The following is a 24,292-nucleotide window of genomic DNA, read 5'->3' on the forward strand; positions in this document are numbered from 1 at the left end:
GGACGCGGCAACTTATCCACAGGCTGCGAAACAGGCAAGCGCCCGTACGCCCATCCCGGGTTGGATAGGGCCATGGAGATCCGACAGGTCACGGCCGACGAGCGCACCGACACGATGTTCCCCCTCCAGGCGTACGCGTTCATGGCCTCGCCCTGGGCCGACGCCGACCGGGAGACCTATGCCCGGCGCATGGTCTACTACCGCACCGCCACGAGTCTCATCGTCGAGGAGGGCGGGCAGACTCTCGCCGGGGCCGCGGCGTTCCCGATGCGGCAGAACGTACGGGGCGCCGTGCACGATATGGCCGGGATCGCCTCCGTATCGACGCATCCGTCCGCGCGCCGCCGGGGGTTCGTGCGGCAGCTCATGACGCGTCTCATGGGTCAGATGCGCGAGCAGGGGTGTGCCGTGAGCGCCCTCTATCCCTTCCGGCCGTCGTTCTACGGCAAGCTCGGCTATGTGGGGGTGCCGCGGGTGCGGACCGCCACCTTCGCGCCGGAGGGGCTTTCGCATCTGCTCGGCGCCGAGCTTCCGGGAGAGGTCGAGCGGCTCCCGATCTCCGATGGCTTCGACGAATTCCACGCCCTGACCTTGCGGATGCTGCGGGAACGGCATGGCTTCTCCGTGTACGACGAGACGCGCACCGCCGAATTCCGCGTGAGCCCGTCCCTGTGGGTGGCGATCGCGCGCGTGGACGGCGAGGTGGTGGGCGCCGTGACGTATCGGATCGACCAGTACGGCGGCGACCTGATCGCGGACGACCTGCTGACCACGGGGCCGCTGGGACGCGCCCTGCTCCTGCAGTTTTTCGCTCGGCACGTGGACCAGGTGACGCGGATCGTGCTCACGATCGGCGTGGATGAGGTTCCGGAACTGTGGGGTACGGATCTCGCCGTGCTGACTCAGGGTCAGGTGCGGTTCCCGGGCAAGTGCGGCCCGATGGTGCGGCTGCTGTCGATCGACGCCCTGAACGGACTGCACGCCGGGGCCGATCTGGGCGTGACCGTCGACGTGGTCGACGACGAGCTGATCGCGGGCCGCTACCGCATCAGCGGCAACGCCGGAACGCTGGCCGTCGAGGAGTCCAAGGACGAGCCCCAGGCCACGTTGACATGCGCCGGCATCTCGGCGCTGGCATACGGGGTCCTCGACCCGGTCGAGGTGATGACACGCGGATTCGGCCAGGTGGAGGCGCCGGCGGTCGAGGCGCTGAACGCGCTCTTCCCGAAGAAGATGCCCTACCTGTTCGCCGACTTCTGACGCGGACGCCCACGCGGAGGAACGAATTAGGCGCCTCTGGTGACCACCTGGCTGTGTGAGCGTGAGGCGAGGAGTCAGGGGGTGGTGGAGAAGGAGGCAGGCAGGAGGTTGGAGGGCGGAGAGGGAGGTATGCAGGCAGGTAGGGAGGGCGGAGAGGGAGGTATGCAGGCAGGTAGGGAGGGCGGAGAGAGGCAGGCAGGAGGTGGGAGGGCAGAGGGGCGGCAGGCAAGCAAGGGAGGCAGGCAAGGGAGACGGGGAGTGTCTCGCGCGGAGCGCGGGGACCGAGAGGGGAGGCGGGCAGGCAAGGACGGCGGAGAGGCGAGTGAGGGAGGCCGGCAGGTAAGGAGGCCGGCAGGTAAAGGGGCGGAGAGGCGAGTGACGGAGGCAGGCGGGCAAATGAGGCCGGCAGGAAGAAGAAGCCGGCAGGCAAGCGAGGCAGAGAGGAGAGCAGTTGAGACTAGACAGCAGCCGGTAGGCCGGCTGAGCTGAAAGCCCGCCCGTCGTCCGTCACCACGGCCGACTCGTATCCCTCGGGGACGAGTTTCGCGAGCCAGCCGAGTCCCGCTTCCCCCATGGCCAGCGCCGCGGTCGCGTAAGCGTCGGCCAGGGCGAGGTCGGGCCCGACGACCGTGACCGAGCGCAGCCCCCGCGCCGGGCCGCCGGTGCGGGGATTGACGACGTGGTCGCCGCGCTCATAGGTGCCGGAGGTTGCCACCGCACAGTCGGTGAGGGTGAGCACCCAGCTCAGCTTGTCGGCCTCCCAGGGGTTGCGGATCCCGACTCGCCAGGGCTTGCCTGTGGCCGACAGGCCCCGGGCGCGGATGTCTCCGCCCGCGTTCACACAGTGGTTGGTCGAGCCCGCTTCCGCCAGGCGTGCCGAGGCGACCTCCACGGACCAGCCCTTGACGTAGCCGGACGGGTCGAGTTGACCGCCGGCGTACGCGTCGAAGTAGCCGTCCGTCGCCCGCCACAGGTCGGCGCACGCCTCCAAGACGTGGCGCAGGTCGGGCGAGAAGTCCGCCACCCCGATCTCGCGGCGGCGTAGCCGGCTCACCTCGCTGTCCTCGCGGTATGTGCTGAAACGCCGGTCGACCTCGTGCAGCCATGCGCATACGTCGTCGATCATCGCGGTGAGCCTGGCCGCGGGCAGATCGTCGGCGAGGTCGATGCTGACGACCGTGCCCATGACATGTTCGACATGATGCACGGACCGGACCCCGCGGCCCGCGGAGCCGAGCGCATCCGGCTCCGAGCCGCCCGCGCGGCCCAGGGAGCCGGGAGCGTCCGGCTCGGAACCGGCGGCGCGGCCTAGTGAGGGCTCAGAGCCGCCCGCGCGGCCCAGGGAGCCGGGAGCGTCCGGCTCAGACCCATCCACGCGGCCCAAAGAGGCAGGGGCATCCGGATCAGAACCGCCCGCACCATGCTCCCCAGGGCGCCCCACCCGGAGCACCCCGCCAAAGTCATAGTGCGCGGGATCGCCGACCGGACGCATGTCGCGGGACTCTACGCGTTCGCCGCGTCGATGGCAGCCTGAAGCGACTTGGCATAGGACTCGCTGGTGAACGTAGCTCCCGACACCGCGTCCACCTCCGCGCTCTGGGCCTTGACCGTCGACTGCTTCAGAGCGGCGACCGCCGGCGGGTTGATGGTGGCGCTGTCCGCCGTCGTCGGATACGTAGCGTCCGCCGCAGTAATCTTGCCGTCTTCGATCTTGATGGAGACCTGGACGGTGCCGTAGGGGTTTTTGACGGCTGCGCCCTTGAAGACGCCGTCTTTGAGGCCGCTGCCGCCGGCGGCGCCCTCTGAGGAGTCTTTTTCCTCTTCCTTGCCCTTGGAGGATCCGGAGGGCTTCTTCTTGTTCGGCGGGGAGGCGTCCTGCCCCGAACCGGCCAGGTCGACGGCGGGCGGAGCGGCCACCGGTACGGCCGGTGCGGAGACGCTCAGCCGGACGCCCACGATGAGGGCGGCGCCGGTCAACGTCCCTACGGCTGCTGCGGTGCTGCGTCGCATCAAAACTCCCGGTCTGCTGAATCGAAGGGGACGGGGTGGAGGATCAGAACTCGAAGGGGTCGAGGTGCAGCTGGCTGTCGGGAACCTCGAGTTCCCGCAGCGTCTGCACCGCCGCGTTCACCAGGCCGGGCGGCCCGCACAGGTACACGTCCCGGCGGTTGACGTCCGGCACCAGCCCGAGCAGGCCGTTCGCGGTGAACAGCCGCCTGGGGCCGGGGTCGTTGCGCGAACCCACGATGTAGCGCACCCAGGCGTCGCGGCGTTCGGCCAGGTCTTCGAGTTCCTCGCGGAACACGAGCTCGTCGGGGCGGCTGGCGCGGTAGATCACGATCGTGTCCGGCGGCATGTCCTCGAGGAGGGCGCGGATCGGGGCGATGCCGCTGCCGCCGGCGATGAGCAGGGCGCGGCGGCGGGTACGGCGCTGGGCCGTGAAGGTGCCGAACGGTCCCTCGGCCAGGATCTTCGTGCCGGGCCGCATCTCGGCCAGCTTCGCGGTGTGGCCGCCGACGGCGGTGACCGTGAGCCGCAGCCACTGCGAGTTGGGTGCGGCGGAGAGCGAGAACGGGTGCGACTGCCACCAGCCGTTGCTGGTGAAGAACCGCCAGCGCATGAACTGGCCCGCCTGCGCGGGCAGCTTGTCCAGGTTCTTGCCGTCGATGTAGATCGAGAACGTGTTGGTGCCCTCGGCGACCACCTCGGCCACCTCGAAGCGGTGGCGCACGTTGAGCCAGAGCGGCTCGACGAGGCGGCCCCAGACCAGGGCCGCGATCACCAGGGCGCCGAGCGCCGGCCAGAAGATGTCGGCGAAGTCGCCGGAGAGGTTGGCGCCCATCGCGACCTGGTGGCCGTACCCGAGCAGCAGCACGAGGTAGGCGGTCAGGTGGATCAGGTGCCACAGCTCGTAGTTGAGCTTGCTGCGCAGTTGCCGGATCGAGATGAGGCTGATGAAGACGAGCAGGCCGGTGGCGATCGTGGCGCTGATCATGTCCGGGAACGTGGTGATCATCGTCCAGCCCTGGTCGATCACGCCGGTCTCGGCGGTCATCGCGTAGCCGTACACGATGAAGACGACGTGGGCGCCGACCAGCACGACCAGGGAGGTGCCGAGCCAGCGGTGCCAGCGCAGCAGGTCGCGGGCGCCGACCCATTCCTCGAGGAATGAGACCCGGCTCATCATCAGGAGCTGGATGAACAGGACGTATCCGCCCACCAGGCCGGTGATCCGCCCGACCGCCATCATCAGCGACGGGGTGTCCCGGATGGCGCCGGCCTCGGTTTCGAAGAGCCACAGCGCGACGCTGGTGGCCAGCCCGGAGAAGAAGAGCAGCACCGTGAGCAGCCGGTTACCGGAGGTCGCCTCGGCCGGAGGCCGGTCGTCGGTGACGATCGCCGGGCCGGAGCTCTGCCAGCCGGTCGGATCGTCGGGCGATTCGACGATAATGTCGCCGCGCGGCACGCTTTCGTTGAGGTCCGGCTGCTCCCAGAAGTCCCGGACGGGGCGCTGGTCCTCGAAGGTCTGAAACATCGTCGGCCCTGATCGCGCCATCGGTTTTCACCCGCCCGGCAAGTCGTCTGTCGTCGTCGCCCGCCACCCCCCGGTGGCGAACAGGACGGCCAGGTCTCGGTGACCGTCTACCGGTACTACACGTGCCGGCGCTGGGGATGGCTCAATGGCGAGACAAAAAACTGCATCGTGGGAGGACCTGCGGGAGAAGGCGGACGGTCCGGGAGCTACCGTCACGGCGTGACAGACAACCCCGCCGGACTCACCGTGGTCGGCGTCGGCGCCGACGGCTGGTCGGGTCTTTCGGGTACGGCCACAGCGGCGCTGACCGCCGCCGACGTGATCCTCGGCAGCGACCGCCAGCTCGCCCTGCTCCCCGCCGAGGTGCCCGGCGAGCGCGTGGCCTGGCCGTCGCCGCTGCTCCCCGCCCTGCCGGGCCTGCTCGACACCCACCGGGGTCGCCGCATCGCGGTCCTGGCCAGCGGCGATCCCATGTTCCACGGCATCGGGGCCACCCTGCTCCGCCTCGGCGAGCGGGTCCGGATCATCCCGCATCCGTCGTCGGTCTCCCTCGCCGCCGCCCGGCTGGGCTGGCCGCTCGCGGATGTCGATGTTCTCAGCCTGGTCACCGCGCGGGTCGAGGAGCTGCACCCGCTGATCCATCCGGGCCGCCGGATCCTCGTGCTGAGCCGGGACGCGTCGACTCCCGCCGAGATCGCGAAACTGCTGACAATCCGCGGGTACGGCGACAGCACCCTCACCGTCCTCTCCCAGCTCGGCGGGCGGGACGAGGCGAGCGTCCACGGGCTGGCGGCGACCGTCGACCTGACCGGGGTCAACCCCCTCAACGTGGTGGCGGTCGAGTGCGGACGGGGCGGTGCCCGGCTCCCGACCACCCCCGGCCTGCCCGACGACTCCTACGACAGTGATGGCCAGCTCACCAAGCGTGAGGTGCGTGCGGTGACGCTGGCGCTGCTGGGCCCGCAGCCCGGCGAGCTGCTCTGGGACATCGGCGCCGGGTCGGGCAGCATCGCGATCGAGTGGATGCGCAGCCATCGCGCCTGCCGGGCCCTCGCGGTCGAGTCGTCGCCCGAGCGGGCCGCGCGCATCGAGGCCAACGCGGGCGCTCTGGGCGTACCCAAACTCAAGGTTGTGGTCGGCCGCGCACCCGGCGCTCTCGCCGGGCTGCCCGCGCCCGACGTGGTCTTCATCGGCGGCGGCGTGACGCGCGACGGCGTGGTGGAGGCCGCGTGGGCGGCGTTGCCCGAGGGCGGGCGGCTGGTGGCGAACGCGGTCACGCTGGAGTCGGAGGCGGTGCTGGCCGCCTGGTACGCCAAGCTCGGCGGGGAACTCACCCGGGTGGCGGTGAGCCGGGCCTCGCCGGTCGGCGGATTCACGGGATGGAGAACGATGATGCCGGTGACGATCTGGACGGTGGTCAAGCCATGACCGTGCACTTCATCGGCGCCGGGCCAGGGGCCGCGGACCTGATCACCGTACGCGGGCAGCGCCTGATCGCCGCCTCGCCCGTCTGCCTGTACGCGGGCAGCCTCGTCCCGCGCGAGCTGCTCGAATCGTGCCCGCCGGGAGCGCGGCTGGTCGACACCGCCGATCTCGACCTGGACGAGATCATCGCCGAGCTCGTCGAGGCCACGAAGGCCGGTCAGGACGTGGCCAGGCTGCACTCCGGCGACCCGTCCGTCTTCAGCGCCGTGGCCGAACAGATGCGCCGCCTCGACGCGGCCGGCGTGCCCTACGACGTGACCCCGGGCGTACCCGCCTTCGCCGCGGCGGCCGCCTCGCTCGCCCGAGAGCTGACCGTGCCTGAGGTGGCACAGACGGTGATTCTCACCCGTACGGCGGAACGGGCGACCGCGATGCCGCCCGGCGAGGACCTGGCCACCCTGGGCGCCAGCCGCTCCACGATGGTGCTCCACCTCGCCGTCCAGCGGATCGAGGCGGTGGTCGCGGACCTCGTCGGCAACTACGGCCCGGAATGTCCGGTGGCGGTGGTGGCCTGGGCCAGCCGCGAGGACGAGGTCATCCTGCGCGGCACGCTGGCCACCATCGCGGCCCAGGTGATCGAAGCGGGCATCAAACGCACCGCCGTCATCGTGGTCGGCGCGGCGCTGACAGCGTCGCAGTTCCCGGACAGCCACCTGTACTCCACCGACCGATGCCGAACCTGACAGCGCCCGAACCCGACAGCGTCCCGGAGAGCGGGGCGGTGGGTTTGTCGTTGTCGGGGTCTGGTGGTGTCTCTCCGGGCCGGGTGGCAGCGGGTTCGCCGCGGCTGCTGGTTCTGGGCGGCACCACCGAGGGGCGGGCGCTCGCCGCGCGCGTGCCCGTGATCAGCTCGTTGGCCGGGCGGACGTCCCGGCCGCTGTTGCCACCCGGCGAGGTGCGCATCGGTGGCTTCGGTGGGGTGGATGGCCTTGTCCGCTATCTGCGCGCGGAGCGGATCGACGCGGTCGTTGACGCGACCCATCCGTTCGCCGCGACCATGAGCGGACACGCCGCCGCGGCGACCTCGCAGGCGGGTGTGCCGCTGCTGGTGCTACGCCGCCCAGGCTGGACCTCGCAGCCAGGCGACGTATGGCACCGAGTGCCCGACCTGCCCGCCGCCGCGGCGCTCGTGCCCGCCCTCGGTGAGCGGGTCTTCCTGACCACTGGCCGGCAGAGCATCGCCGCGTTCGCCGCCCTGGACGAATGCTGGTTCCTCTCCCGCTCCGTCGAACAGCCCACCGACCCGATGCCGCGCCGCCTCGAGGTGCTGCTCGACCGCGGGCCGTTCACCGTGGACGCCGAGATCGCCCTGCTGCGGCAGCACCGCATCGACGTGCTGGTGACCAAGGACAGCGGCGGAACCACGGCCAAACTCGACGCCGCCCGTGCGCGGGGGCTTCCGGTGGTGATGGTCAACCGGCCACCCCTGCCCGCCGGCGTGCCGACCGCCGCGACCGTCGACGAAGCCGTGTCCTGGCTCGCTCAGCGGGGATAGCTGCGGGGCGTGTAGACCTGGGTGGAACCGTCGCCCCGACTCACCACCCGGGTCTGGCTCGAGCCGATGATCAGCAGGCAGCGCATGTCGATCGTCGCCGGGTCCAGCTCCGCCAGAGTGGTGACCCGCACCGTCTCCTGCGGACCGCCCACGTCCCGGCCGACCACCACCGGCGTCTGCGGGGCCCGATGCTCGAGCAGCAGCTCGCGCGCCCGCACCAGTTGCTCCTTTCGGCTCTGCGACGCCGGGTTGTAGAGGGCGATCACCAGGTCGGCGCCCGCGGCCGCGGCCAGCCGGGAGGCGATGATCTCCCACGGCTTCAGCCGGTCCGACAGCGACATGATGCAGAAGTCATGCCCCAGCGGCGCGCCCGCGCGACTCGCCACGGCCTGCGCCGCGGTGAGCCCGGGCACGACCCGCACCGGAACGTCCTTCCACTGCGGGTCCTCACTGACCTCCAGCACCGCCGCGGCCATCGCGAACACCCCAGGATCGCCGGAAGACACGACCGCCACTCGGCGCCCCCGCTTGGCCAGGTCGAGAGCGAACGCGGCCCGTTCCGCCTCGACCCGGTTGTCCGACGCGTGCCGCCGTTGCCGAGGATTCGCCGGTACCCGGTCCACATACGGGCCGTAACCCACCACGTCGTCCGCCTCGGCGAGCGCGGCTTGCGCATCCGGAGTGAGCCACCCCCGCGCCCCGGGCCCGAGGCCGACGACGGTGACCTGCCCGCGGTCGGGGCTGGTGGCGTTGACCCCGCGCGCACCCCTTCCCGCTTCCGTCTCCGAAACGACAACCTCGGTCCCGGAGCCGGTGGGAGCGGCTAGGCGGGCGTCGGCGGCCATCGCGGTCGCGGAGCCGGTGGGAACAGCGAGGTGGGAGGCCTCGGCGGTCACGGTCGCGGAGCCGGCGGCGGCCGCGACCTCAAGGCCGGCGGCGACGACTGGGCGGGAGCCGGCGGCGGCTTCGAGGCTGGGGCTGACGGCCACCGCCGGGCCGGGGCTGGCGGCCTCGAGGCTGGGGCCGGCGTCCATGAACGCCGTCGCGGCGGTGCTGGGGAGCAGGGCCAGGGAGAAGTACGGCACCGTCGCCGGGTCGATGTCCGCCACCCGGCCGCGGCGTTCCTGCTCGGTGGTGGCCCGCTCGACGTACCAGGCGTCGTCGAGGCGTCCGGCCTGCTCCAAGGCCTCCCGGACCCCGGCGAACGTCCGGCCCAGCTTCATGATCGCGGCAGAGCCCGTGCCCGTCAGCTTTGCCGCGAGCTCGGCCGGCGGCAGCGTGCCGGGCAGGACGGTCAGCGTCTCGTCGCGTTCCATGAGGGGGCGTCCGAGCACCGCCGACGCGGCGCTCACCGAGGTCACGCCGGGCACCACGGTGGTCTCGTAGCGGTGGGCGAGCCGCTTGTGCATGTGCATGTACGAGCCGTAGAAGAACGGGTCGCCCTCGGCCAGCACCACCACGTCGCGTCCGGCGTCCAGGTGCGCGGCGAGCCGTTCGGCGCTTGCCGTGTAGAACTCGTCGATCGCGCCCTGGTAGCCGCCCGGGTGGTCGGTGGTCTCCGTGGTGACCGGATAGATCAGCGGTTCCTCGATCTGCGCCTCGTGCAGGTATGCCGCCGCGATCGTCCGCGCGTGCGAGCGACCGTGCCGGGCCGCGTGGTAGGCGATCACGTCCGCGGCCCCGATGAGCCTCGCCGCCTTGACGGTGATCAGCTCCGGGTCGCCCGGACCGAGCCCGACGCCATACAACCGACCCGCCACCGTCACTCCTCCTCCGAGGCGAGGGCGTTGACCGCCGCCGCCGTCATCGCGCTGCCGCCCCGCCGACCCCGGACGATGAGATATTCCAGACCGGACTCCGCGAGCGCGTCCTTCGACTCGGCGGCCCCGATGAATCCGACCGGGATGCCCAGCACCGCGGCCGGCCGGGGCGCGCCGCCGGCCACCATCTCCAACAGCCGGAACAGGGCGGTCGGCGCGTTACCGATCGCCACCACCGCCCCCTCGAGCCGGTCCCCCCACAGATCGAGCGCCGCGGCGCTGCGGGTATTGCCGATCGCCGAGGCCAGCGCGGGGACCCGGGGGTCCCGCAGCGTGCAGATGACCTCGTTGTCCGCCGGCAGCCGCTTGCGGGTCACCCCGGAGGCCACCATTTCCGCGTCGCAGAGGATCGGCGCGCCGCCGAGCAAGGCCTTGCGCGCGGCCGTCACGACGCCCGGGCTGTACCCGATGTCGTCGACCAGGTCGACCATCCCGCACGCATGGATCATGCGGACCGCGACCCGCGCGACATCGCCGGGCAGCCGCGACAGGTCGGCCTCGGCGCGGATGGTCGCGAACGACCGCCGATAGATCTCCGCGCCGTCGCGCACGTACTCCATCTCAGCCCTTCCTCCCGGCCGCGACCAGCGCCGCCACCTCGCCGACCGGCACCGAAGCGCCCATCGCCGGTTCGTTGTTGACCGGCGCCGGGGCGCCTGTCGTTGGTTCGTTGTTGACCGGCGCCGGGGCGCCCGTTGTTGGTTCGTTGTTGACCGGCGCCGAAGCGCCTGTCGTCGGTTTGACGCCGACTGGCGCCGGGACGCCTGTCGTTGGTTTGGCGTTTCCTGGTGCATGGCACACCAGGTAGCCGGTGCCGGTGGCCTCCACCCGCACGTGTGGCCCCGCCGGACTTCCGCACCCCCGGGCGCATCCCACCCAGTGCACCGGTAGCCCGGCACCGGGCCGGGTCGTCGCGTCGGCGTCCGCGCGCACGTCGGCCAGCGCCTTGGCGCATCCGGGTCGCCCAGCGCACGAGGTCACCCCGGCCCACCGCGATCCGGCGGCGGTCTCCAGACCGGCCCGGGCGAGCTTACGCATCCACGTCTCGGCGCTGTCCGCAGGTAGGCCGGGCACCACGACACCACGCCACGGCGTGACGACAAGCGTGGCCGCTGACTCGAGCGTGCGCAGGGCGTCGGGGCCGAGGCGCCCCAGGGGCACCAGCGCGCCGACGGCGACCCGGGCATCGCGCTGCGGGACGATGCCGATCGGTTCCCGCAGAACCGGCCGGGTCAGGTGCGGATCCGGTTCGCCGAGGGTCACACCCAGCGTCGCTGCGGTCTGCGCGGCCATTCGGGCCGGCCCGTCGGCCAGTTCGCGCACGCGCCAGGGCCGTCGCCGGCCGGTCTCGACCTCCCGCGCCGCCGAGGTGAGAAACGCGTGGCCCGCCGCGAGCAGCGCCGGAACCACCTGGTCGTGGCGAACCCGCAGCCCGAGGTCACGCCCGGCGAAGAGAACGGTCACGCTCCCCGCCGAAGCCGCCGAAGCCGCCGAAGCCGCCGAAGCCGCCGAAGCCGCCGACGAGGGCAGCGCGGACACGTCGGCGGAGTGGGCCACGTCACCGGTGCCGTCGTCGATCGCGAAGAGGAATCGGCCGGGCAGGGCGGCGAGGGCAGGGTCCGCACACAGCGCCTCGTCGAGCGCCGTGACCTGCGCGGGATCCTCCAGCAGCGGGGATCCCGCGATGTTGCGGACCAGTTCGTGGGTCGCGGACGGCAACAGGCCGGCCGCCGCGAGTCGCTTCGCGAGCCGTGCCGGAGCAACGTCGCGCAGGGCTCGGAGCTGGAGGTTGGCCCGGCTGGTCAGCTCGACGTGTCCGTCGCCCCACTCCTCGGCGAGCGCCCGCAGCAGCGCCAGTTGGGTGCCGGTGATCCGCCCGCCGGGGATGCGCACCCGCGCCAGCGGCCCGTCGGCGGCATCGTGCAGCCGCAGCGCACCCGGACAGGCATCGCTATCGGCGCGGACCGCGGAGCCGAGCATGTCGGCGGGGACCGCGGAGCCGGGCATGTCGGCGGGGACCGCGGAGCCGGGCATGTCGGCGGGGACCGCGGAGCCGGGCATGTCGGCGGGGACCGCGGAGCCGGGCACGTTGGCGGGGACCGCGGAGCCGGGCACGTTGGCGTCGGCTGCAGAGCCGAGCACGTCGGCGCGGCCGTCACCGGTCGCGCCGGGCGGCGCCCCGGCGGCGTTGCCGGGACGGTCGAGGGGGAAGGACACGGCCCGGATACTACGGATCGGGTCCGACAGATCCCCGGGGCCGGTCGGGATCGTCACACCGCGTTCCAGGACACGTCACAATCCTGGCCGGGATCGCCGCGCCGGGCGGCGTCACAATCCTGGCTGGGATCGTCGCGCCGGGCGGCGTCACAATCCTGGCTGGGATCGTCGCGCCGGGCCGCGTCGCGATCCCGGTCGCGATCGTTACCTGGGGCGGCGTCGCGATGTCGGTCGGGATCGTCACAGGACGTCACGTTGACTCCGCGTGGCGCGGTCGGCAGAGTGGGAGTCCACGTGCGGCGACGCCGCGGAGGAAGCCGGTGTGAGTCCGGCGCGGTCCCGCCACTGTCACCGGTCTCGTCCAGCGAGCCGGGAGCCAGAAACTCCGGTCGCCGTGGGATTCCTTTGACCCGGGGCGCGGACCCCGAGGGGAGAGCCGTGTTTCTGCTGCTGTCGACGTCCGACACCGACCTGCTCAGCGCCCGGGCCAGTGGCCGCGAATGGCGGTTGGGCAACCCTGCTCGCACCGCCGTCGACGATCTGCCCGCGCTCACCGAGGGCGCCGCGCTGATCGTCGTGCGGATCCTCGGCGGGCGCCGGGCCTGGGAGGAAGGGCTCGATGCTCTGCTCGCCGGGCCGGTGCCGGTCGTCGTGCTCGGCGGCGAGCAGGCTCCGGACGCCGACCTGATGAAGCTCTCCACCGTGCCCGCCGGCGTTGCCGCCGAGGCGCACGCCTATCTCGCCTACGGCGGGCCGGACAACCTGGCCGCGCTGCACGACTTCCTGTCGGACACCATTCTGCTGACCGGCAACGGCTTCGCGGCGCCTGTGCCCGCGCCCGACTGGGGGGTGCTGGAGCGCCCCGGACAGGGAGAGCGCTCCGCAGAGGGAGAGCGCCCCGCACAGGGAGAGCGCCCCGCACAGGGAGAGCGCCCCGCACAGGGAGACGGCCCCACCGTGGCCGTGCTCTACTACCGCGCTCACCACATGGCCGGCAACACGGCGTTCGTCGAGGCGCTCTGCCAGGCCGTCGAGGCGAAGGGCGCCCGGCCGCTTCCGATTTTCACCGCTTCCTTGCGTACGGCGTCAGCGGAGCTCTTGGCCGAGTTGCGCAAGGCGGACGCTCTGGTCGTGACCGTGCTCGCCGCAGGCGGCACGAAACCGGCCACGGTCAGCGCCGGCGGTGACGACGAGGCGTGGGACGTCGGGGTGCTCGCCGATCTCGACGTGCCGATCCTGCAGGGTCTCTGCCTGACCAGCAGCCGCGAGGCGTGGGAGGCCAGCGACGACGGGCTGTCCCCGCTGGACGCCGCGACGCAGGTCGCCATTCCCGAGTTCGACGGCCGGATCATCACCGTGCCGTTCAGCTTCAAGGAGATCGACCCCGACGGCCTCTCCGTGTACGTGCCAGACCCGGAGCGTGCCGCGCGGGTGGCCGGCATCGCGGTGGCGCACGCTCGACTGCGGCACATCCCGCCGGCCGAGCGGCGGATCGTGGTGATGCTCTCGGCGTACCCGACCAAGCACTCCCGGATCGGCAACGCGGTCGGCTTGGACACGCCCGCTTCCACCGTGCGACTGCTGGCCGCGCTGGGGGAGCGCGGTTACCGGATCGGCGGCTTCCCCGGCGTCGCGGAGCAGGACGGCGACGCGCTCATCCACGCGCTGATCGCGGCCGGCGGGCAGGACCCGGACTGGCTGACCGAGGAACAGCTGGAGAGCAACACCGTCCGGATCAGCGGGGAGGCCTACGCCGCGTGGTTCGCCACCCTCGACGCAGACCTGCGCGAGTCGATGGAACGGCACTGGGGGCCGCCGCCCGGCGAGCTCTATGTGGACAACGGTGACATCGTGCTCGCCGCGTTGCGCGACGAGAACACGGTGGTCATGGTGCAGCCGCCGCGGGGCTTCGGCGCCAACCCGGTGGCGATCTACCACGATCCCGATCTGCCGCCGAGTCACCACTATCTCGCCGCGTACAGGTGGCTTGCCGACGAGTTCGGCGCGCACGCGGTCGTGCACGTGGGCAAGCACGGCAATCTCGAGTGGCTGCCCGGCAAGAACGTCGGCATGTCCGCCGCGGACGGCACGGACGCGGCGCTGGGTGATCTGCCGTTGATCTATCCGTTTCTGGTCAACGATCCGGGCGAGGGCACCCAGGCGAAGCGGCGGGCCCACGCCACCCTGGTCGATCATCTGATCCCGCCGATGGCGCGCGCCGAGTCCTACGGTGACATCGCCCGGCTGGAGCAACTCCTCGACGAGCACGCGAACATCGCGGCCCTCGACCCGGCGAAGCTTCCGGCGATCCGTTCGCAGATCTGGACCCTCATCCAGGCGGCGAAGATGGACCATGACCTGGGTCTGGCGAACCGCCCCGGCGACGAGGAGTTCGACGACTTCCTCCTGCACGTCGACGGGTGGCTGTGCGAGGTCAAGGACGTGCAGATCCGCGACGGTCTGCACGTGCTCGGCGCGGCGCCGACCGGCGAGGCCCGGATCAACCTGGTGCTCGCCATGCTGCGCGCCCGGCAGATGTGGGCCGGTCAGGTCGCCGCGCTGCCGGGCCTGCGGGAGGCGCTCGGCCTGCGGGAGGACGCCTCCACCGCCGAGACCGACGCGGTCGAGGAGCGGGCCCGCGAGCTGATCACCGCGATGGAAGAGGCCGGCTGGCCCGTCGAGGTCCCGGACATCACCGACGATCCCCGGGTACGGGACGTGCTGGCGTTCGCGGCGACGGAGGTCGTGCCCCGGCTCGCGCGCACCACCGACGAGCTGACCAACGTGCTGCACGCCCTCGACGGCGGATATGTGCCTGCCGGGCCCAGCGGTTCACCGCTGCGCGGCCTGATCAACGTGCTGCCGACCGGCCGGAATTTCTACTCCGTCGACCCCAAGGCCATTCCCAGCGCGCTCGCCTGGGAGACCGGCCAGGCGATGGCGGAGTCGCTGCTCAAGCGCTACCGCGACGACTACGGGGACTGGCCGCGTTCGGTCGGGCTCTCCGCTTGGGGCACCAGCGCCATGCGGACGGCGGGCGACGACATCGCGGAGATCCTCGCCCTGATCGGGGTGCGCCCGGTCTGGGACGCGGCCTCCCGGCGGGTCACCGGCATCGAGCCGATCGACCTGGCCGAGCTGGGCCGCCCGCGCATCGACGTGACCGTGCGCATCTCGGGCTTCTTCCGTGACGCCTTCCCGCACGTGGTAGCCCTGCTCGACGACGCGTTCACGCTGGTCGCCGGGTTGGAGGAGGCGCCGGAGCAGAACTTCGTCCGGGCACACGCGATGGCCGACGCGGGGGAGGGCAAGACGTGGCGTCAGGCCACCACGCGCATCTTCGGTTCGCGGCCGGGCGCGTACGGTGCCGGAATTCTGCCTTTGATCGACAGCCGCAACTGGCGCGGTGACGCCGACCTCGCCGAGGTATACGCGGTCTGGGGCGGTTTCGCCTACGGCCGTGGCCTCGACGGCGTCGCGGCGCGCGGCGACATGGAGACCGCGTACAAGCGCATCGAGGTGGCGGCGAAGAACGTCGACACCCGCGAGCACGACATCGCGGACTCCGACGACTACTTCCAGTACCACGGTGGCATGATCGCGACGGTACGGGCGCTGACGGGTCGGGCGCCGGCCGCGTACATCGGTGACTCGACCAATCCGGACGCGACGCGGACCCGCAGCCTGACCGAGGAGACCGCCCGGGTCTTCCGGGCCCGGGTGGTCAACCCCCGCTGGATCGCGGCGATGCGCCGGCACGGTTACAAGGGCGCCTTCGAGCTGGCCGCGACGGTCGACTACCTCTTCGGCTACGACGCCACCGCGGGCGTGGTCGCCGACTGGATGTACGAGCAGCTCGCGGCGACGTACGTGCTCGACCCGGAGAACCAGAAGTTCATGACCCAGTCGAACCCGTGGGCGCTGCACGGCATCACGGAACGCCTGCTGGAGGCCGCGGACCGCAAGCTGTGGGCGGCACCCGATCCGGACACCCTCGCCGCCCTGCAGCAGGTCTACCTCGAGACCGAGGGCGACCTGGAGGGCGACGAGTAGCCCAGCTAGGCGCCCCCGGAGCGGAAGGCGACCCAGGCGTCGCTCATCCGGTCCGCCTGGCCGGCGGTGAACATATTCATGCAGGAATCCTGCGAGTAGTCCATGAAGTTGTGGATCGGGTCAGCCCCCGGCGCGGCGCAGGAGTCCGCCCCCACCGGACAGTCGAACTGGGGGGTCGCCTCCGGCGCGGTGTCCGCAACGAAGTCGCCCGAGGCGGCGCAGCCGTGCGCGAAAGTGTGTTCCAGCATCAGCCAGTGACCGACCTCGTGGGTCAGGGTGTCGCCCTCGGCGTACTTGCCGGCCGTCCCGCCCGGCATCGACTCGTCGAGCAGGACCACGCCGTCCAGGTAGTCGCGGCCGTTGTTGTATCCCTTGGGGAAGTAGGCCCACCCGAGCAGACCGTCGCCGATGTTGGCCGCGTACACGTTCAGCGTCCGCGCGTCCCCGGTGTACAACGCCTTCTTCATGTCCCGTTCGTTCTTGCCCGGCACGACGGTGTACCACCCGCTGTTCACCGTCCACGTGGTGTTGGTCAGCGAGAACCGGAACGGGGTGTTGGCGGCGCCCGATGCCGTACGGCCACTGTATGAGGCGTTCAGCACCGACATCTGCGCCGCGATCATCGAGTTCCAGCGGCTCTTGTCGGCGGCGGTGAACGGGCGATCGGAGACCATGTGGAACACCGTGGGGATGGTGACGCTGCTGTTCGCCAGGCGCGGTGCGTCCTTGATGACTCCGTAGGCGTTGGCCTCGTTCTTCGAGTACAGCGCCGGCTCTTGTGCCGTCGCCCCGGCGCGTACCCGGGCCGTGCTGTCCGCGACGCAGGCCGCGACGCCGGCGGACGACGTCGCCGCGTACGCGAGGCCGGACGGGCCACCGGTTGCCACGACAGACGCGGTCGCGACGGTCAGCAGTGCCAGCCGTCGGGTCCATGATGCGGGCATCTTCAGGTACCTTCCCTCGAGCCAACCGACCGCATGGCGTCATCGCGATGCGGCGGCGAACAAGAACAGACCGTAGGCGTGATCCACATCTCCTCAATGCGGCGCTCCAGACAGAATGCGACTCCATTCAGCCGCGGTAGCCGTACGTTCGCCCGACCAGCAGCCGACCGAACGGCCAGACGGGAGCACGAGTTGCAACGACGTCACGAGGGGCGGCTCGGTCTGATGTCCCGGCGGTGGTGGTGCCGCCGCGCCGTAGCCGTGGCCGTAGCCGCGTTACTGCTCGGTGCGACCAGTGCGTGCGGGTTCGACCCGAAGGGGTTCCGCGATGGCCGGCTCTTCGTCGTGACGGCGCTCTATCCGCTGACGTTCCTTACCGAACGCGTCGGCGGCGATACCGTGCGGGTCAGTCAGCTTCCGGGGGCCGGCGTCCAGCCGAAGATCACCCCGGTCCAGATCGCCGACATCAAGGACTCCGCGCTGGTCGTGTACGTCGATGGCGTACTCCCGGTCGTGGACGGCGGCGACATCAACCACTGGGCCGACACCGCGCTCGACGTGGCCGCCCGCGTCGACCTGCTCGCGCCCGGCGCCGAAGCCGCCGGGAGGGGCGGGCCGGACCCGCGCGTCTGGCTTGACCCACAGCGTCACGCCAAGGTCGCGGAGGCGATCGCCGAGCAGCTCGGCGTGGTCGATCCGGAGCACGCCGCGGCGTACCGGGAGCGCGCCCGGACCCTGTACGCCGAGCTGGACGCGCTCGACCGCGACTATGCCGCCAAGCTGAAGACGTGCCAGCGCCGGGAGTTCGTGACCAGCCACGGCGCATTTGGCTATCTCGCCGACCGTTACTCCCTGAAGGAGCTCAGCGTCACCGATGTCCTTCCCGCCAAGAACGCCTCCCTGGCCGCGGTCGCCGAGCGGGCGAGGGCCACGGGCACCACGACCGTCTTCTTCCACGACCCCTCCAGGACGCAGGTCGCCGAGGGCGTCGCGAGGGAGATCGGCGCCCGCACCGCCTTGCTCGATCCGGTCGACAGCGTGAGCCGGCCCGGCGCGGACTACTTCTCCGTCATGCCCGCCAACCTGGCTGTCCTCACCGACGCTTTGGGGTGCTCGTCCTGAGAGGAGCGTTCGCGCGGATGTGAGGACACCGTCAACGAATCCCTGACAGTCGCGTTACAAGCCCGCACCCAGGATGGCGGGGCACGCGGCACGGCGTGCACACGCGTTCAGGGAGACCAGACATGCGCACCACCGCCTTCGTCCCGATCGTCGCTCTCGGCGTCGCGCTGCTCGCCGGCTGCGGTTCCGACTCCGACGCCGCAGATGCGCCGAAAGCCGGTGCCGCGCCCGCCGCGCCCGCCGCGGCGCGCAACGACGCCGCCAAGAAGCTCGACGACGACCTTCGCAAGCGGGAGCAGCTCATCGCGGACTGCATGAAGAAACAGGGCTTCCAGTACCAGCCCAACCTGCGGGGGCTGGTGGCCGACAACCAGGTCGGCGCGTACGGCGGGCCGGAGTCGGTGCTGGCGCCGGTCGACGAGGTCCGCGCCTTCCGGCAGAAGTACGGCTTCGGGTTCTGGGCCGCGAAGGTGTTCCCCAACGACCCCAAGGTGGCCCAGTCGACGATGGATCCAGATTCAAGTCCCAACCGGGCGTACCACGACGGCTTGGACAAGGCGCGCCGGAAGGCGTACGAAGAGGCCCTGTACGGCAAGGAGGACACCACCAAGACTTCCGGCGGCAAGACCACCTACAAGGGCGGATGCTCCGCGGAGGCGGCCGAGAAGGTGCCGTACGGCCCCGAGCAGACCAAGGCCGAGGCCGCCGCGAGCAAGCGGGCGTACGCGAAGTTCACCAGCGATCCGGAGGTGGTGGGCGCGGCCCAGAAGTACGCCGACTGTCTGAAGGGCAAGGGTTACCAGGTCGCCTCGGCCAAGCCGGGTGACATCGAGAACAGCATGGCTGAGAAGACTCTCCCGGACGCCGCGCCGGCCGGCCAGCCGGCCAATCAGGCAGGCGATCAGGCAACCGATCCGGCAGCCGCCAAGGCGGCTCTGGCGAAGGACATCAAGGCGGCGCTCGACGACCTCGACTGCCGGACCGAATACGCCGACCTGGCACGTACGAAGTATGCCGACACCCTCGAAGCCTGGTTCCGGACCGCCTGACCGTGCGACTCTCGTTTCCCCGTCCGGGGCCCCCACGCGTCATCGCGGTGACGGCGACGGTCGCGCTGGCCACCGGCGCGGTCGGGTGGGCCGCCGGGACCCAGCTCAAGTCCCCCGCGGACGCCGCCGCCTCGCATCGGCCGCCGCCCGCGTCGCAGATCACCGTACCGGTGGAGGAACGCCGGCTCACCGCCACCGTGACCGGCCAGGGCACGGTGACCTACGGGGCGCCGCAGCCGGTGACCCTGATCGGCTCGGTGGCCGCGACCGGCGACGGCGCCGACGGCGCGGCAACGGCGGCCGCGCTGGTAACGAGGGCGCCGCAGGCCGATCGCATGCTGCGAGAGGGCGACGTGCTGCTGGAGGTGAGCGGACGTCCGGTGTTCGTCATGACCGGCAAGGTGCCGATGTACCGCACTCTGACCCGCGGCGGCACCGGCGACGATGTCCGCCAGCTCCGCGCGGCGCTGCGCCGGCTGCTGCCCGCCCGGGGCATCGCCGCGTCCGGCCCGCTCGACGACCCCGCCCTCAACGCCCTCGCGGCCTGGTACGACAAGAAGGGCTACCAGGCCGCCGGGCCGACTTCCGCCCAGCGCACCCGACTGCGCGAGTTGGAACAGGCGGCCGGCGCCAAGCAGGGGGGCCAGGGCACCGCCGACGCGGCTGCCGACCTGAGGGAGTTCAAGAAGACGTACGGCGTCAACGTTCCCAGCGGTGAGGTGCTCTTCCTGCCGAAGCTCCCGGTCCGGCTCACCTCGGTCAGCACCAAGCCGGGCGCGACCGCGACCGGAACCATCGCCACCGTCGCCGACCCGCGGCTGATCGTGACCGGCGACATCGCGACCGAGGACAGCGACCTGGTCAAGGTGGGCATGGCGGCGACATTGACGTCGGCCGCGGGCGACTTCACGGCGAAGCTGACCCGCCTCGGCGCGGCGGCCCAACCCAGGACGGCGACGCCGGCGGGCGGCGCGGACCAGGGACAGCCGCCCGGCGGCAGCGCTGAGGGCGCACCATCCGAGGGCTCCACGGCGAAGTCGCCCACCGGCACCGCGATCCAGCTCGCCCCCGAGAAGCCGGACAAGCTGAAGTCGCTGGCCGGGCAGCCGTTCAAGATCACTATAAAGGTGGGCGGGACCGACAGGGCGGTCCTGGCGGTACCGGCGGCGGCGCTGTACACGGCCTCCACCGGCCAGGCGCGACTGTCGGTCCAGGACGCCGCCGGCCAGATCCACGACGTGCCCGTGACGCCGGGGCTCACCGCCGATGGCTACGTCGAGGTGACGCCGGCCGACGGGTCGCGGTTGAAGGCCGGGGACCGGGTCGTGGTGGGCGTCGGATGAGTGACGTCATCGTCCTCGACCGGCTGGGCCGGACCTTCGCCACCGACCCGCCGGTGCCCGCCCTCGTCGACGTGGGGCTGCGGGTCGGCCGTGGCGACTACGTGAGCATCGTGGGGCCGTCCGGGTCCGGGAAGTCGACGCTGCTCAACATCCTCGGCCTGCTGGACCTGCCGGACACCGGCCGCTACTGCCTGGAGGGAGTCGAGACGACCGAGCTGGACGACACCGCCCGCACCGCCCTGCGGGGCAGCCGCATCGGCTTCGTCTTCCAGAGCTTCCACTTGTTGCCGCACCGTGACGTGGTGGACAACGTCATGCTCGGGGAGGTCTACACCGGCGGCGACCGCGCCGGCCGGCGCGACCGCGCCATCGCCGCGCTCGACCGAGTCGGGATGGGGCACCGGCACAGCTTCCGCCCGCCGCGCCTCTCCGGTGGCGAGCGGCAGCGCGTCGCCATCGCCCGTGCCCTGGTCGGCGACCCGGCCCTGCTGCTCTGCGACGAGCCGACCGGCAACCTCGACAGCACCAACACCACGGCGATCCTGCACCTCTTCGACGAGCTGCGCGCCGGCGGCACCACGCTTGTCGTGATCACCCATGACGCCTCGGTCAGTCGGCGGGCGAGCCGCCGGATCGGCATCACCGACGGCCGACTCACCGAGCTCGCCGCATGAGGATCCGACTCCGGGCCCGCAGGACCGCCAGCCGATTCGACCTGCGGGACCTGGGCAACGAGGCACTCGCCGGCATGGGATCGCGTCCCGCCCGCACCGCGCTGACCATCCTCGGCACGGTGCTGGGCATCGGCACCCTGGTCGCGACGCTCGGCCTGTCCGCCACCGCGGGCAACCAGATCGCCGGACGCTTCGACGCCGTCACCGCCACCGAGCTGACCGTCGACGTGCGACGGCCCGCCGGCACCGACGCTCCACCGGCCGTACGGTGGGAGGCCCTGGACAACGTGGCACGGCTGAACGGCGTCACCGCCGTGGCCGGGCTGACCCTGGTTCGTAACGACAAGGTGCCGGCGGTGCGGGCGAACCAGTTGCGTGACCCCACCCGGGTGCAGAACCGCACGCTGCCGGTCCTCGGAGCGACCGCGACCCTGCCGGCGGCCGCCCGTGCGGACGTCGCCACCGGGCGATTCTTCGACGACGGCCACGTCGTCCGCCGGGACCGGGTGACCGTACTCGGCGCGGAGGCCGCCCGGCAGCTCGGCGTGGTTCGCGTCGACAACCAGCCGGCGATCTTCGTCGACGACGTACCGTTCACCGTGATCGGCATCCTGGGCGCGGTGGGGCGCGCCGACCAGCCGACCCTGGCCGGCTCGGTGTTCGTGCCCTGGACAGCGGCCGATGACACGCTCCGGCTCGGACCGGTCGGCACCGTGGTCGTCACCACCTCGCTGGGCGCGGCCCCGCTGATCGCGCGCCAGGCACCGATCGCCCTGAATCCCGACGACCCGGCGACGATGACCGTGAACGCCCCGCCGGACCCCGCCGACCTGCGCACCGGGGTGGCCGCCGACGTGAACGGTCTGCTGCTCGTCCTCGGCGTGGTGTCGCTGGTCGTCGGCGCCCTCGGCATCACCAACGTCACCCTGGTCACGGTCATGGAACGCACCGCCGAGATCGGCCTGCGTCGGGCGTTGGGCGCCCGCCGCCGGCACGTCGCCGCGCAGTTCCTGCTGGAGTCGACCGTCGTGGGGCTGCTCGGCGGCATCGTGGGCGCGAGCCTGGGCAGCATCACCGTGGTGGTGATCAGCGCCGCCCGGGACTGGACGCCGGTCCTTAGCGGTGTGTTGGCCGCGGGCGCCCCGGCCGTCGGGGCCGTGGTGGGCCTGCTCGCGGGGCTCTACCCGGCCATGCGGGCCGCCCGTTTGCAACCGGTCGACGCACTCCGGGGCCCCGGCTGAACCGCGGGGCGGTCGGGTGGCTGGTCAGAGTGTTCTCGTCAGGGGCGGCGGCGCAGCAGGTAGGTATCCATGATCCAGCCGTGTCGCTCGCGGGCCTCGGCGCGGACCCGGCGGATCTCGTCGGCCACCTCCGCGAGCGGACCCGCGACCAGCAGCTCGTCGGGGGTGCCGAGGTAGGCACCCCAGTAGATGTCGACGTTCTCCGCGTCGACCGCGCCGAAGGTCTGGTGGGCGTCGAGCATGACGATCACGTCGTCGACGTCCGCCGGCCACTGCTCGGCGAGGCGGCGCCCGGTCGTCACCTGGAAGGGCTGGCCGACCCGGTTCAGTCCGATCCGATGCTTGGCGGCGAGGGTGGAGACGCTGCTGATGCCGGGGATCACCTCGTAGTCGAACTCGGTGTCGCCCCGCGCCAGGATCTCGTCGAGGATCGCGATGGTGGAGTCGTAGAGGGACGGATCGCCCCACACCAGGAACGCGCCGGTCTCGCCGTCGAGCAGGTGCTCGCGGATCAGCGCCTCGGTCACCTCGGACCGCCGGTGCCGCCAGTCGGCGATCGTGCCCTCGTAGTCGGCGGGGGTGCGGTCGCGGTCGGGGTCACGACCCTCGGCGACGCGACGGCCGGGTCGTCCGTACGCCTTGAGGATCCGGCGCCGGAGCTCGATCATGCTCTCCTTGACCTCGCCCTTGTCGAGCAGGAAGAAGACGTTGGTCCGCCCGATGGCCTTGGCCGCCTGCAGGGTGAGCTGGTCGGGGTCGCCGGCCCCGATCCCGATGACGTAGATCTTCCGCACGCGAGCAGTCTGCCCCACCTGCCGCCGGTCAGCCGATGCGGGTCAGTCGGGCAGGAGGGGCACGGACGGGTGCAGCTCGCGGCCCAGCGACCTCGCCCGGGTGACCGAGCCCGACCCGAACCGGTCCCGCACCGCGTCGAGCGCGCTGTCGAGGCTGTCGTCGCGCGGCTCCTCGAACGGGAGCTCGAGCTGGACCGCGCCGTCACTGTCGAGGTTGCCGACCGCCACCCCGACCAGCGTGATGCCACGCTCCTCGATCAGCGGGCGGGCCGTCGCCAACAGGCCGCGGGCGGTCTCGAGGATCGCCCGGGTCCCCATCGTCGCCTTGAGCAGGCTGCGCGAGCGGGTCGCCCGGCTGAAATCGCCGAACCGCAACCGCAACGTCACGGTACGGCCGGCCCGGTCGGCCGCCCGCATCCGCCGGGTGACCCGGTCCACCAGGGCGGCGAGCGTCGCGTCGATCTCCTCGAACGGTCGCGGCCGCCGGCCGAGGGCACACTGCGACCCGATCGACCCGCGCCGCTGACCCACCCGGACCCGGCGCGGATCGCGGTTGTGCGCCAGGGCGTGCAGGTGCCGTCCCGCGTGCGCGCCGAGGATCGCGACCAGGGCCGCCTCGCCGATCCGCGCCACGTGAGCGACCGTACGGATCTGGCGGTCGCGGAGCTTGCCCGCGGTGACCGGGCCGACGCCCCAGAGCCGTTCCACCGGCAGGGGGTGCAGGAACGCCAGCTCCTCGTCGGGCGGGACGACGAGCAGCCCGTCCGGCTTGCCGACCCCGCTGGCCACTTTCGCCAGGAACTTGGTGCGGGCCACCCCGACGGTGATCGGCAGCCCGACCCGCTCCCGCACCCGCGTCCGCAGCGCCGCCGCGATCTGGGCGGGGGTGCCGCGGATCCGGTGCAGCCCGCCCACCTCGAGGAACGCCTCGTCGATGGAGATGCCCTCGACGATCGGCGTGGTGTCGCGGAACACCTCGAAGACCGCCTTGCTCGCCGCCGAGTACGCCGTCATCCGGGGCGGGACGACGATCGCCTGTGGGCAGAGCGCCCGGGCCTGGGCCAGGCCCATCGGGGTGCGCACGCCGAAGGCCTTGGCCTCGTAGCTCGCGGCGAGCACGACGCCGCCGCCGACGAGCACCGGCCGGCCCCGCAGGCGGGGGTCGTCGCGCTGCTCCACCGACGCGTAGAACGAGTCCAGGTCGGCGTGCAGGATGGTCGCTCGGTCAGCCACGGCGCCATCCTAGAACACATGTACGAA

20 protein-coding genes and 1 riboswitch are annotated in these 24,292 nt (G+C 71.9%); of the genes, 10 read left to right on the forward strand and 10 right to left on the reverse strand.

Annotated features, from left to right (window positions below; all coding sequences use genetic code 11):
* The first annotated feature begins 72 nt into the window (after window positions 1-72).
* Window positions 73-1,260, forward strand: coding sequence for a GNAT family N-acetyltransferase (locus AB0M36_RS01850; RefSeq protein ID WP_364150850.1), 1,188 nt, complete (start codon window positions 73-75; stop codon window positions 1,258-1,260).
* 457 nt (window positions 1,261-1,717) lie between these two features.
* On the opposite strand, the gene AB0M36_RS01855 is transcribed toward AB0M36_RS01850, so the two are convergent.
* The 3 genes from AB0M36_RS01855 to AB0M36_RS01865 form a co-directional block, all read right to left on the reverse strand.
* Window positions 1,718-2,446 carry an FAD:protein FMN transferase gene (locus AB0M36_RS01855; RefSeq protein WP_364152212.1) on the reverse strand — a complete coding sequence of 243 codons (729 nt, stop codon included), beginning with the start codon at window positions 2,444-2,446 and terminating at the stop codon, window positions 1,718-1,720.
* Window positions 2,447-2,763: 317 nt separating this feature from the next.
* Window positions 2,764-3,270 (reverse strand): FMN-binding protein, encoded by a 507-nt coding sequence (locus AB0M36_RS01860; RefSeq protein WP_364150853.1) that lies wholly within the window; start codon window positions 3,268-3,270, stop codon window positions 2,764-2,766.
* Between the two features lie 43 nt (window positions 3,271-3,313).
* Complete coding sequence (locus AB0M36_RS01865; protein ID WP_364150855.1) at window positions 3,314-4,795, reverse strand: ferric reductase-like transmembrane domain-containing protein; 1,482 nt, start codon at window positions 4,793-4,795, stop codon at window positions 3,314-3,316.
* A gap of 219 nt (window positions 4,796-5,014) precedes the next feature.
* Between AB0M36_RS01865 and cbiE the strand changes: the two genes are divergently transcribed.
* From cbiE to AB0M36_RS01880, 3 genes are read left to right on the forward strand one after another with little or no spacing between them, the layout of a single operon-like run.
* Window positions 5,015-6,223 (forward strand): precorrin-6y C5,15-methyltransferase (decarboxylating) subunit CbiE, encoded by a 1,209-nt coding sequence (gene cbiE, locus AB0M36_RS01870; RefSeq protein ID WP_364150859.1) that lies wholly within the window; start codon window positions 5,015-5,017, stop codon window positions 6,221-6,223.
* The gene (gene cobM, locus AB0M36_RS01875) at window positions 6,220-6,963 is read left to right on the forward strand and encodes a precorrin-4 C(11)-methyltransferase (RefSeq protein WP_364150862.1); all 744 of its coding nucleotides are present in this window, start codon (window positions 6,220-6,222) and stop codon (window positions 6,961-6,963) included. Before cbiE ends, cobM begins: the two co-directional genes overlap by 4 nt.
* Window positions 6,951-7,775 (forward strand): cobalt-precorrin-6A reductase, encoded by an 825-nt coding sequence (locus AB0M36_RS01880; RefSeq protein ID WP_364150864.1) that lies wholly within the window; start codon window positions 6,951-6,953, stop codon window positions 7,773-7,775. Before cobM ends, AB0M36_RS01880 begins: the two co-directional genes overlap by 13 nt.
* Here AB0M36_RS01880 and AB0M36_RS01885 read toward each other — a convergent pair.
* Genes AB0M36_RS01885 through AB0M36_RS01900 form a run of 4 tightly spaced genes read right to left on the reverse strand, consistent with a single transcriptional unit; the run spans window position 7,763 to window position 12,066 of the window.
* A complete protein-coding gene (locus tag AB0M36_RS01885) occupies window positions 7,763-9,535 on the reverse strand; it encodes a precorrin-2 C(20)-methyltransferase (protein WP_364150866.1) in 1,773 nt (590 codons plus the stop codon). The genes AB0M36_RS01880 and AB0M36_RS01885 overlap by 13 nt on opposite strands.
* A 2-nt stretch (window positions 9,536-9,537) precedes the next feature.
* Window positions 9,538-10,155, reverse strand: coding sequence for a precorrin-8X methylmutase (locus AB0M36_RS01890; protein ID WP_364150869.1), 618 nt, complete (start codon window positions 10,153-10,155; stop codon window positions 9,538-9,540).
* Window position 10,156: 1 nt separating this feature from the next.
* Window positions 10,157-11,812, reverse strand: coding sequence for a precorrin-3B synthase (locus AB0M36_RS01895; protein ID WP_364150872.1), 1,656 nt, complete (start codon window positions 11,810-11,812; stop codon window positions 10,157-10,159).
* A 53-nt stretch (window positions 11,813-11,865) separates the two neighbouring features.
* Window positions 11,866-12,066 carry a hypothetical protein gene (locus AB0M36_RS01900; protein WP_364150875.1) on the reverse strand — a complete coding sequence of 67 codons (201 nt, stop codon included), beginning with the start codon at window positions 12,064-12,066 and terminating at the stop codon, window positions 11,866-11,868.
* 56 nt (window positions 12,067-12,122) lie between these two features.
* Window positions 12,123-12,198, forward strand: a riboswitch (cobalamin riboswitch).
* A 52-nt stretch (window positions 12,199-12,250) separates the two neighbouring features.
* Here AB0M36_RS01900 and cobN point away from each other — a divergent pair.
* A complete protein-coding gene (gene cobN, locus AB0M36_RS01905; RefSeq protein WP_364150877.1) occupies window positions 12,251-15,865 on the forward strand; it encodes a cobaltochelatase subunit CobN in 3,615 nt (1,204 codons plus the stop codon).
* Between the two features lie 5 nt (window positions 15,866-15,870).
* Here the strand turns inward: cobN and AB0M36_RS01910 are convergent, their stop codons facing one another.
* Entirely contained in the window at window positions 15,871-16,809 is a 939-nt protein-coding gene (locus AB0M36_RS01910; RefSeq protein WP_364150880.1) for a zinc metalloprotease, read from the reverse strand.
* Between the two features lie 192 nt (window positions 16,810-17,001).
* On the opposite strand from AB0M36_RS01910, the gene AB0M36_RS01915 reads away from it, so the two are divergent.
* The 5 genes from AB0M36_RS01915 (at window position 17,002) to AB0M36_RS01935 (ending at window position 22,238) form a co-directional block, all read left to right on the forward strand.
* The gene (locus AB0M36_RS01915; protein ID WP_364150883.1) at window positions 17,002-17,931 is read left to right on the forward strand and encodes a metal ABC transporter substrate-binding protein; all 930 of its coding nucleotides are present in this window, start codon (window positions 17,002-17,004) and stop codon (window positions 17,929-17,931) included.
* Window positions 17,932-18,053: 122 nt separating this feature from the next.
* On the forward strand, window positions 18,054-18,980 hold the full coding sequence (locus AB0M36_RS01920) for a hypothetical protein (protein WP_364150885.1): 927 nt from the start codon (window positions 18,054-18,056) through the stop codon (window positions 18,978-18,980).
* A 2-nt stretch (window positions 18,981-18,982) separates the two neighbouring features.
* Complete coding sequence (locus AB0M36_RS01925; RefSeq protein ID WP_364150887.1) at window positions 18,983-20,323, forward strand: hypothetical protein; 1,341 nt, start codon at window positions 18,983-18,985, stop codon at window positions 20,321-20,323.
* Window positions 20,320-20,997 (forward strand): ABC transporter ATP-binding protein, encoded by a 678-nt coding sequence (locus tag AB0M36_RS01930; protein WP_364150890.1) that lies wholly within the window; start codon window positions 20,320-20,322, stop codon window positions 20,995-20,997. Before AB0M36_RS01925 ends, AB0M36_RS01930 begins: the two co-directional genes overlap by 4 nt.
* Entirely contained in the window at window positions 20,994-22,238 is a 1,245-nt protein-coding gene (locus AB0M36_RS01935; RefSeq protein ID WP_364150893.1) for an ABC transporter permease, read from the forward strand. The genes AB0M36_RS01930 and AB0M36_RS01935 overlap by 4 nt, the downstream gene beginning before the upstream one ends.
* 38 nt (window positions 22,239-22,276) lie before the next feature.
* On the opposite strand, the gene cobF is transcribed toward AB0M36_RS01935, so the two are convergent.
* Both cobF and dinB read right to left on the reverse strand, forming a co-directional pair.
* Complete coding sequence (gene cobF / locus AB0M36_RS01940; RefSeq protein ID WP_364150896.1) at window positions 22,277-23,032, reverse strand: precorrin-6A synthase (deacetylating); 756 nt, start codon at window positions 23,030-23,032, stop codon at window positions 22,277-22,279.
* A 42-nt stretch (window positions 23,033-23,074) separates the two neighbouring features.
* Window positions 23,075-24,265: a DNA polymerase IV gene (dinB, locus tag AB0M36_RS01945; RefSeq protein ID WP_364150899.1), complete on the reverse strand. Its 1,191-nt coding sequence runs from the start codon at window positions 24,263-24,265 to the stop codon at window positions 23,075-23,077.
* Between the last annotated feature and the right edge of the window lie 27 nt (window positions 24,266-24,292).

Source organism: Actinoplanes sp. NPDC051346 (assembly GCF_040682215.1).
GTDB lineage: Bacteria > Actinomycetota > Actinomycetes > Mycobacteriales > Micromonosporaceae > Actinoplanes.

Bases quoted from the DNA above. Each gene is read 5' to 3' on its own strand.
- AB0M36_RS01850 (WP_364150850.1), top strand. From the start codon at position 73: ATGGAGATCCGACAGGTCACGGCCGACGAGCGCACCGACACGATGTTC.
- AB0M36_RS01855 (WP_364152212.1), bottom strand. From the start codon at position 2,446: ATGGGCACGGTCGTCAGCATCGACCTCGCCGACGATCTGCCCGCGGCC.
- AB0M36_RS01860 (WP_364150853.1), bottom strand. From the start codon at position 3,270: ATGCGACGCAGCACCGCAGCAGCCGTAGGGACGTTGACCGGCGCCGCC.
- AB0M36_RS01865 (WP_364150855.1), bottom strand. From the start codon at position 4,795: ATGTTTCAGACCTTCGAGGACCAGCGCCCCGTCCGGGACTTCTGGGAG.
- cobM (WP_364150862.1), top strand. From the start codon at position 6,220: ATGACCGTGCACTTCATCGGCGCCGGGCCAGGGGCCGCGGACCTGATC.
- AB0M36_RS01880 (WP_364150864.1), top strand. From the start codon at position 6,951: ATGCCGAACCTGACAGCGCCCGAACCCGACAGCGTCCCGGAGAGCGGG.
- AB0M36_RS01890 (WP_364150869.1), bottom strand. From the start codon at position 10,155: ATGGAGTACGTGCGCGACGGCGCGGAGATCTATCGGCGGTCGTTCGCG.
- AB0M36_RS01910 (WP_364150880.1), bottom strand. From the start codon at position 16,809: ATGCCCGCATCATGGACCCGACGGCTGGCACTGCTGACCGTCGCGACC.
- AB0M36_RS01920 (WP_364150885.1), top strand. From the start codon at position 18,054: ATGCGCACCACCGCCTTCGTCCCGATCGTCGCTCTCGGCGTCGCGCTG.
- AB0M36_RS01930 (WP_364150890.1), top strand. From the start codon at position 20,320: ATGAGTGACGTCATCGTCCTCGACCGGCTGGGCCGGACCTTCGCCACC.
- AB0M36_RS01935 (WP_364150893.1), top strand. From the start codon at position 20,994: ATGAGGATCCGACTCCGGGCCCGCAGGACCGCCAGCCGATTCGACCTG.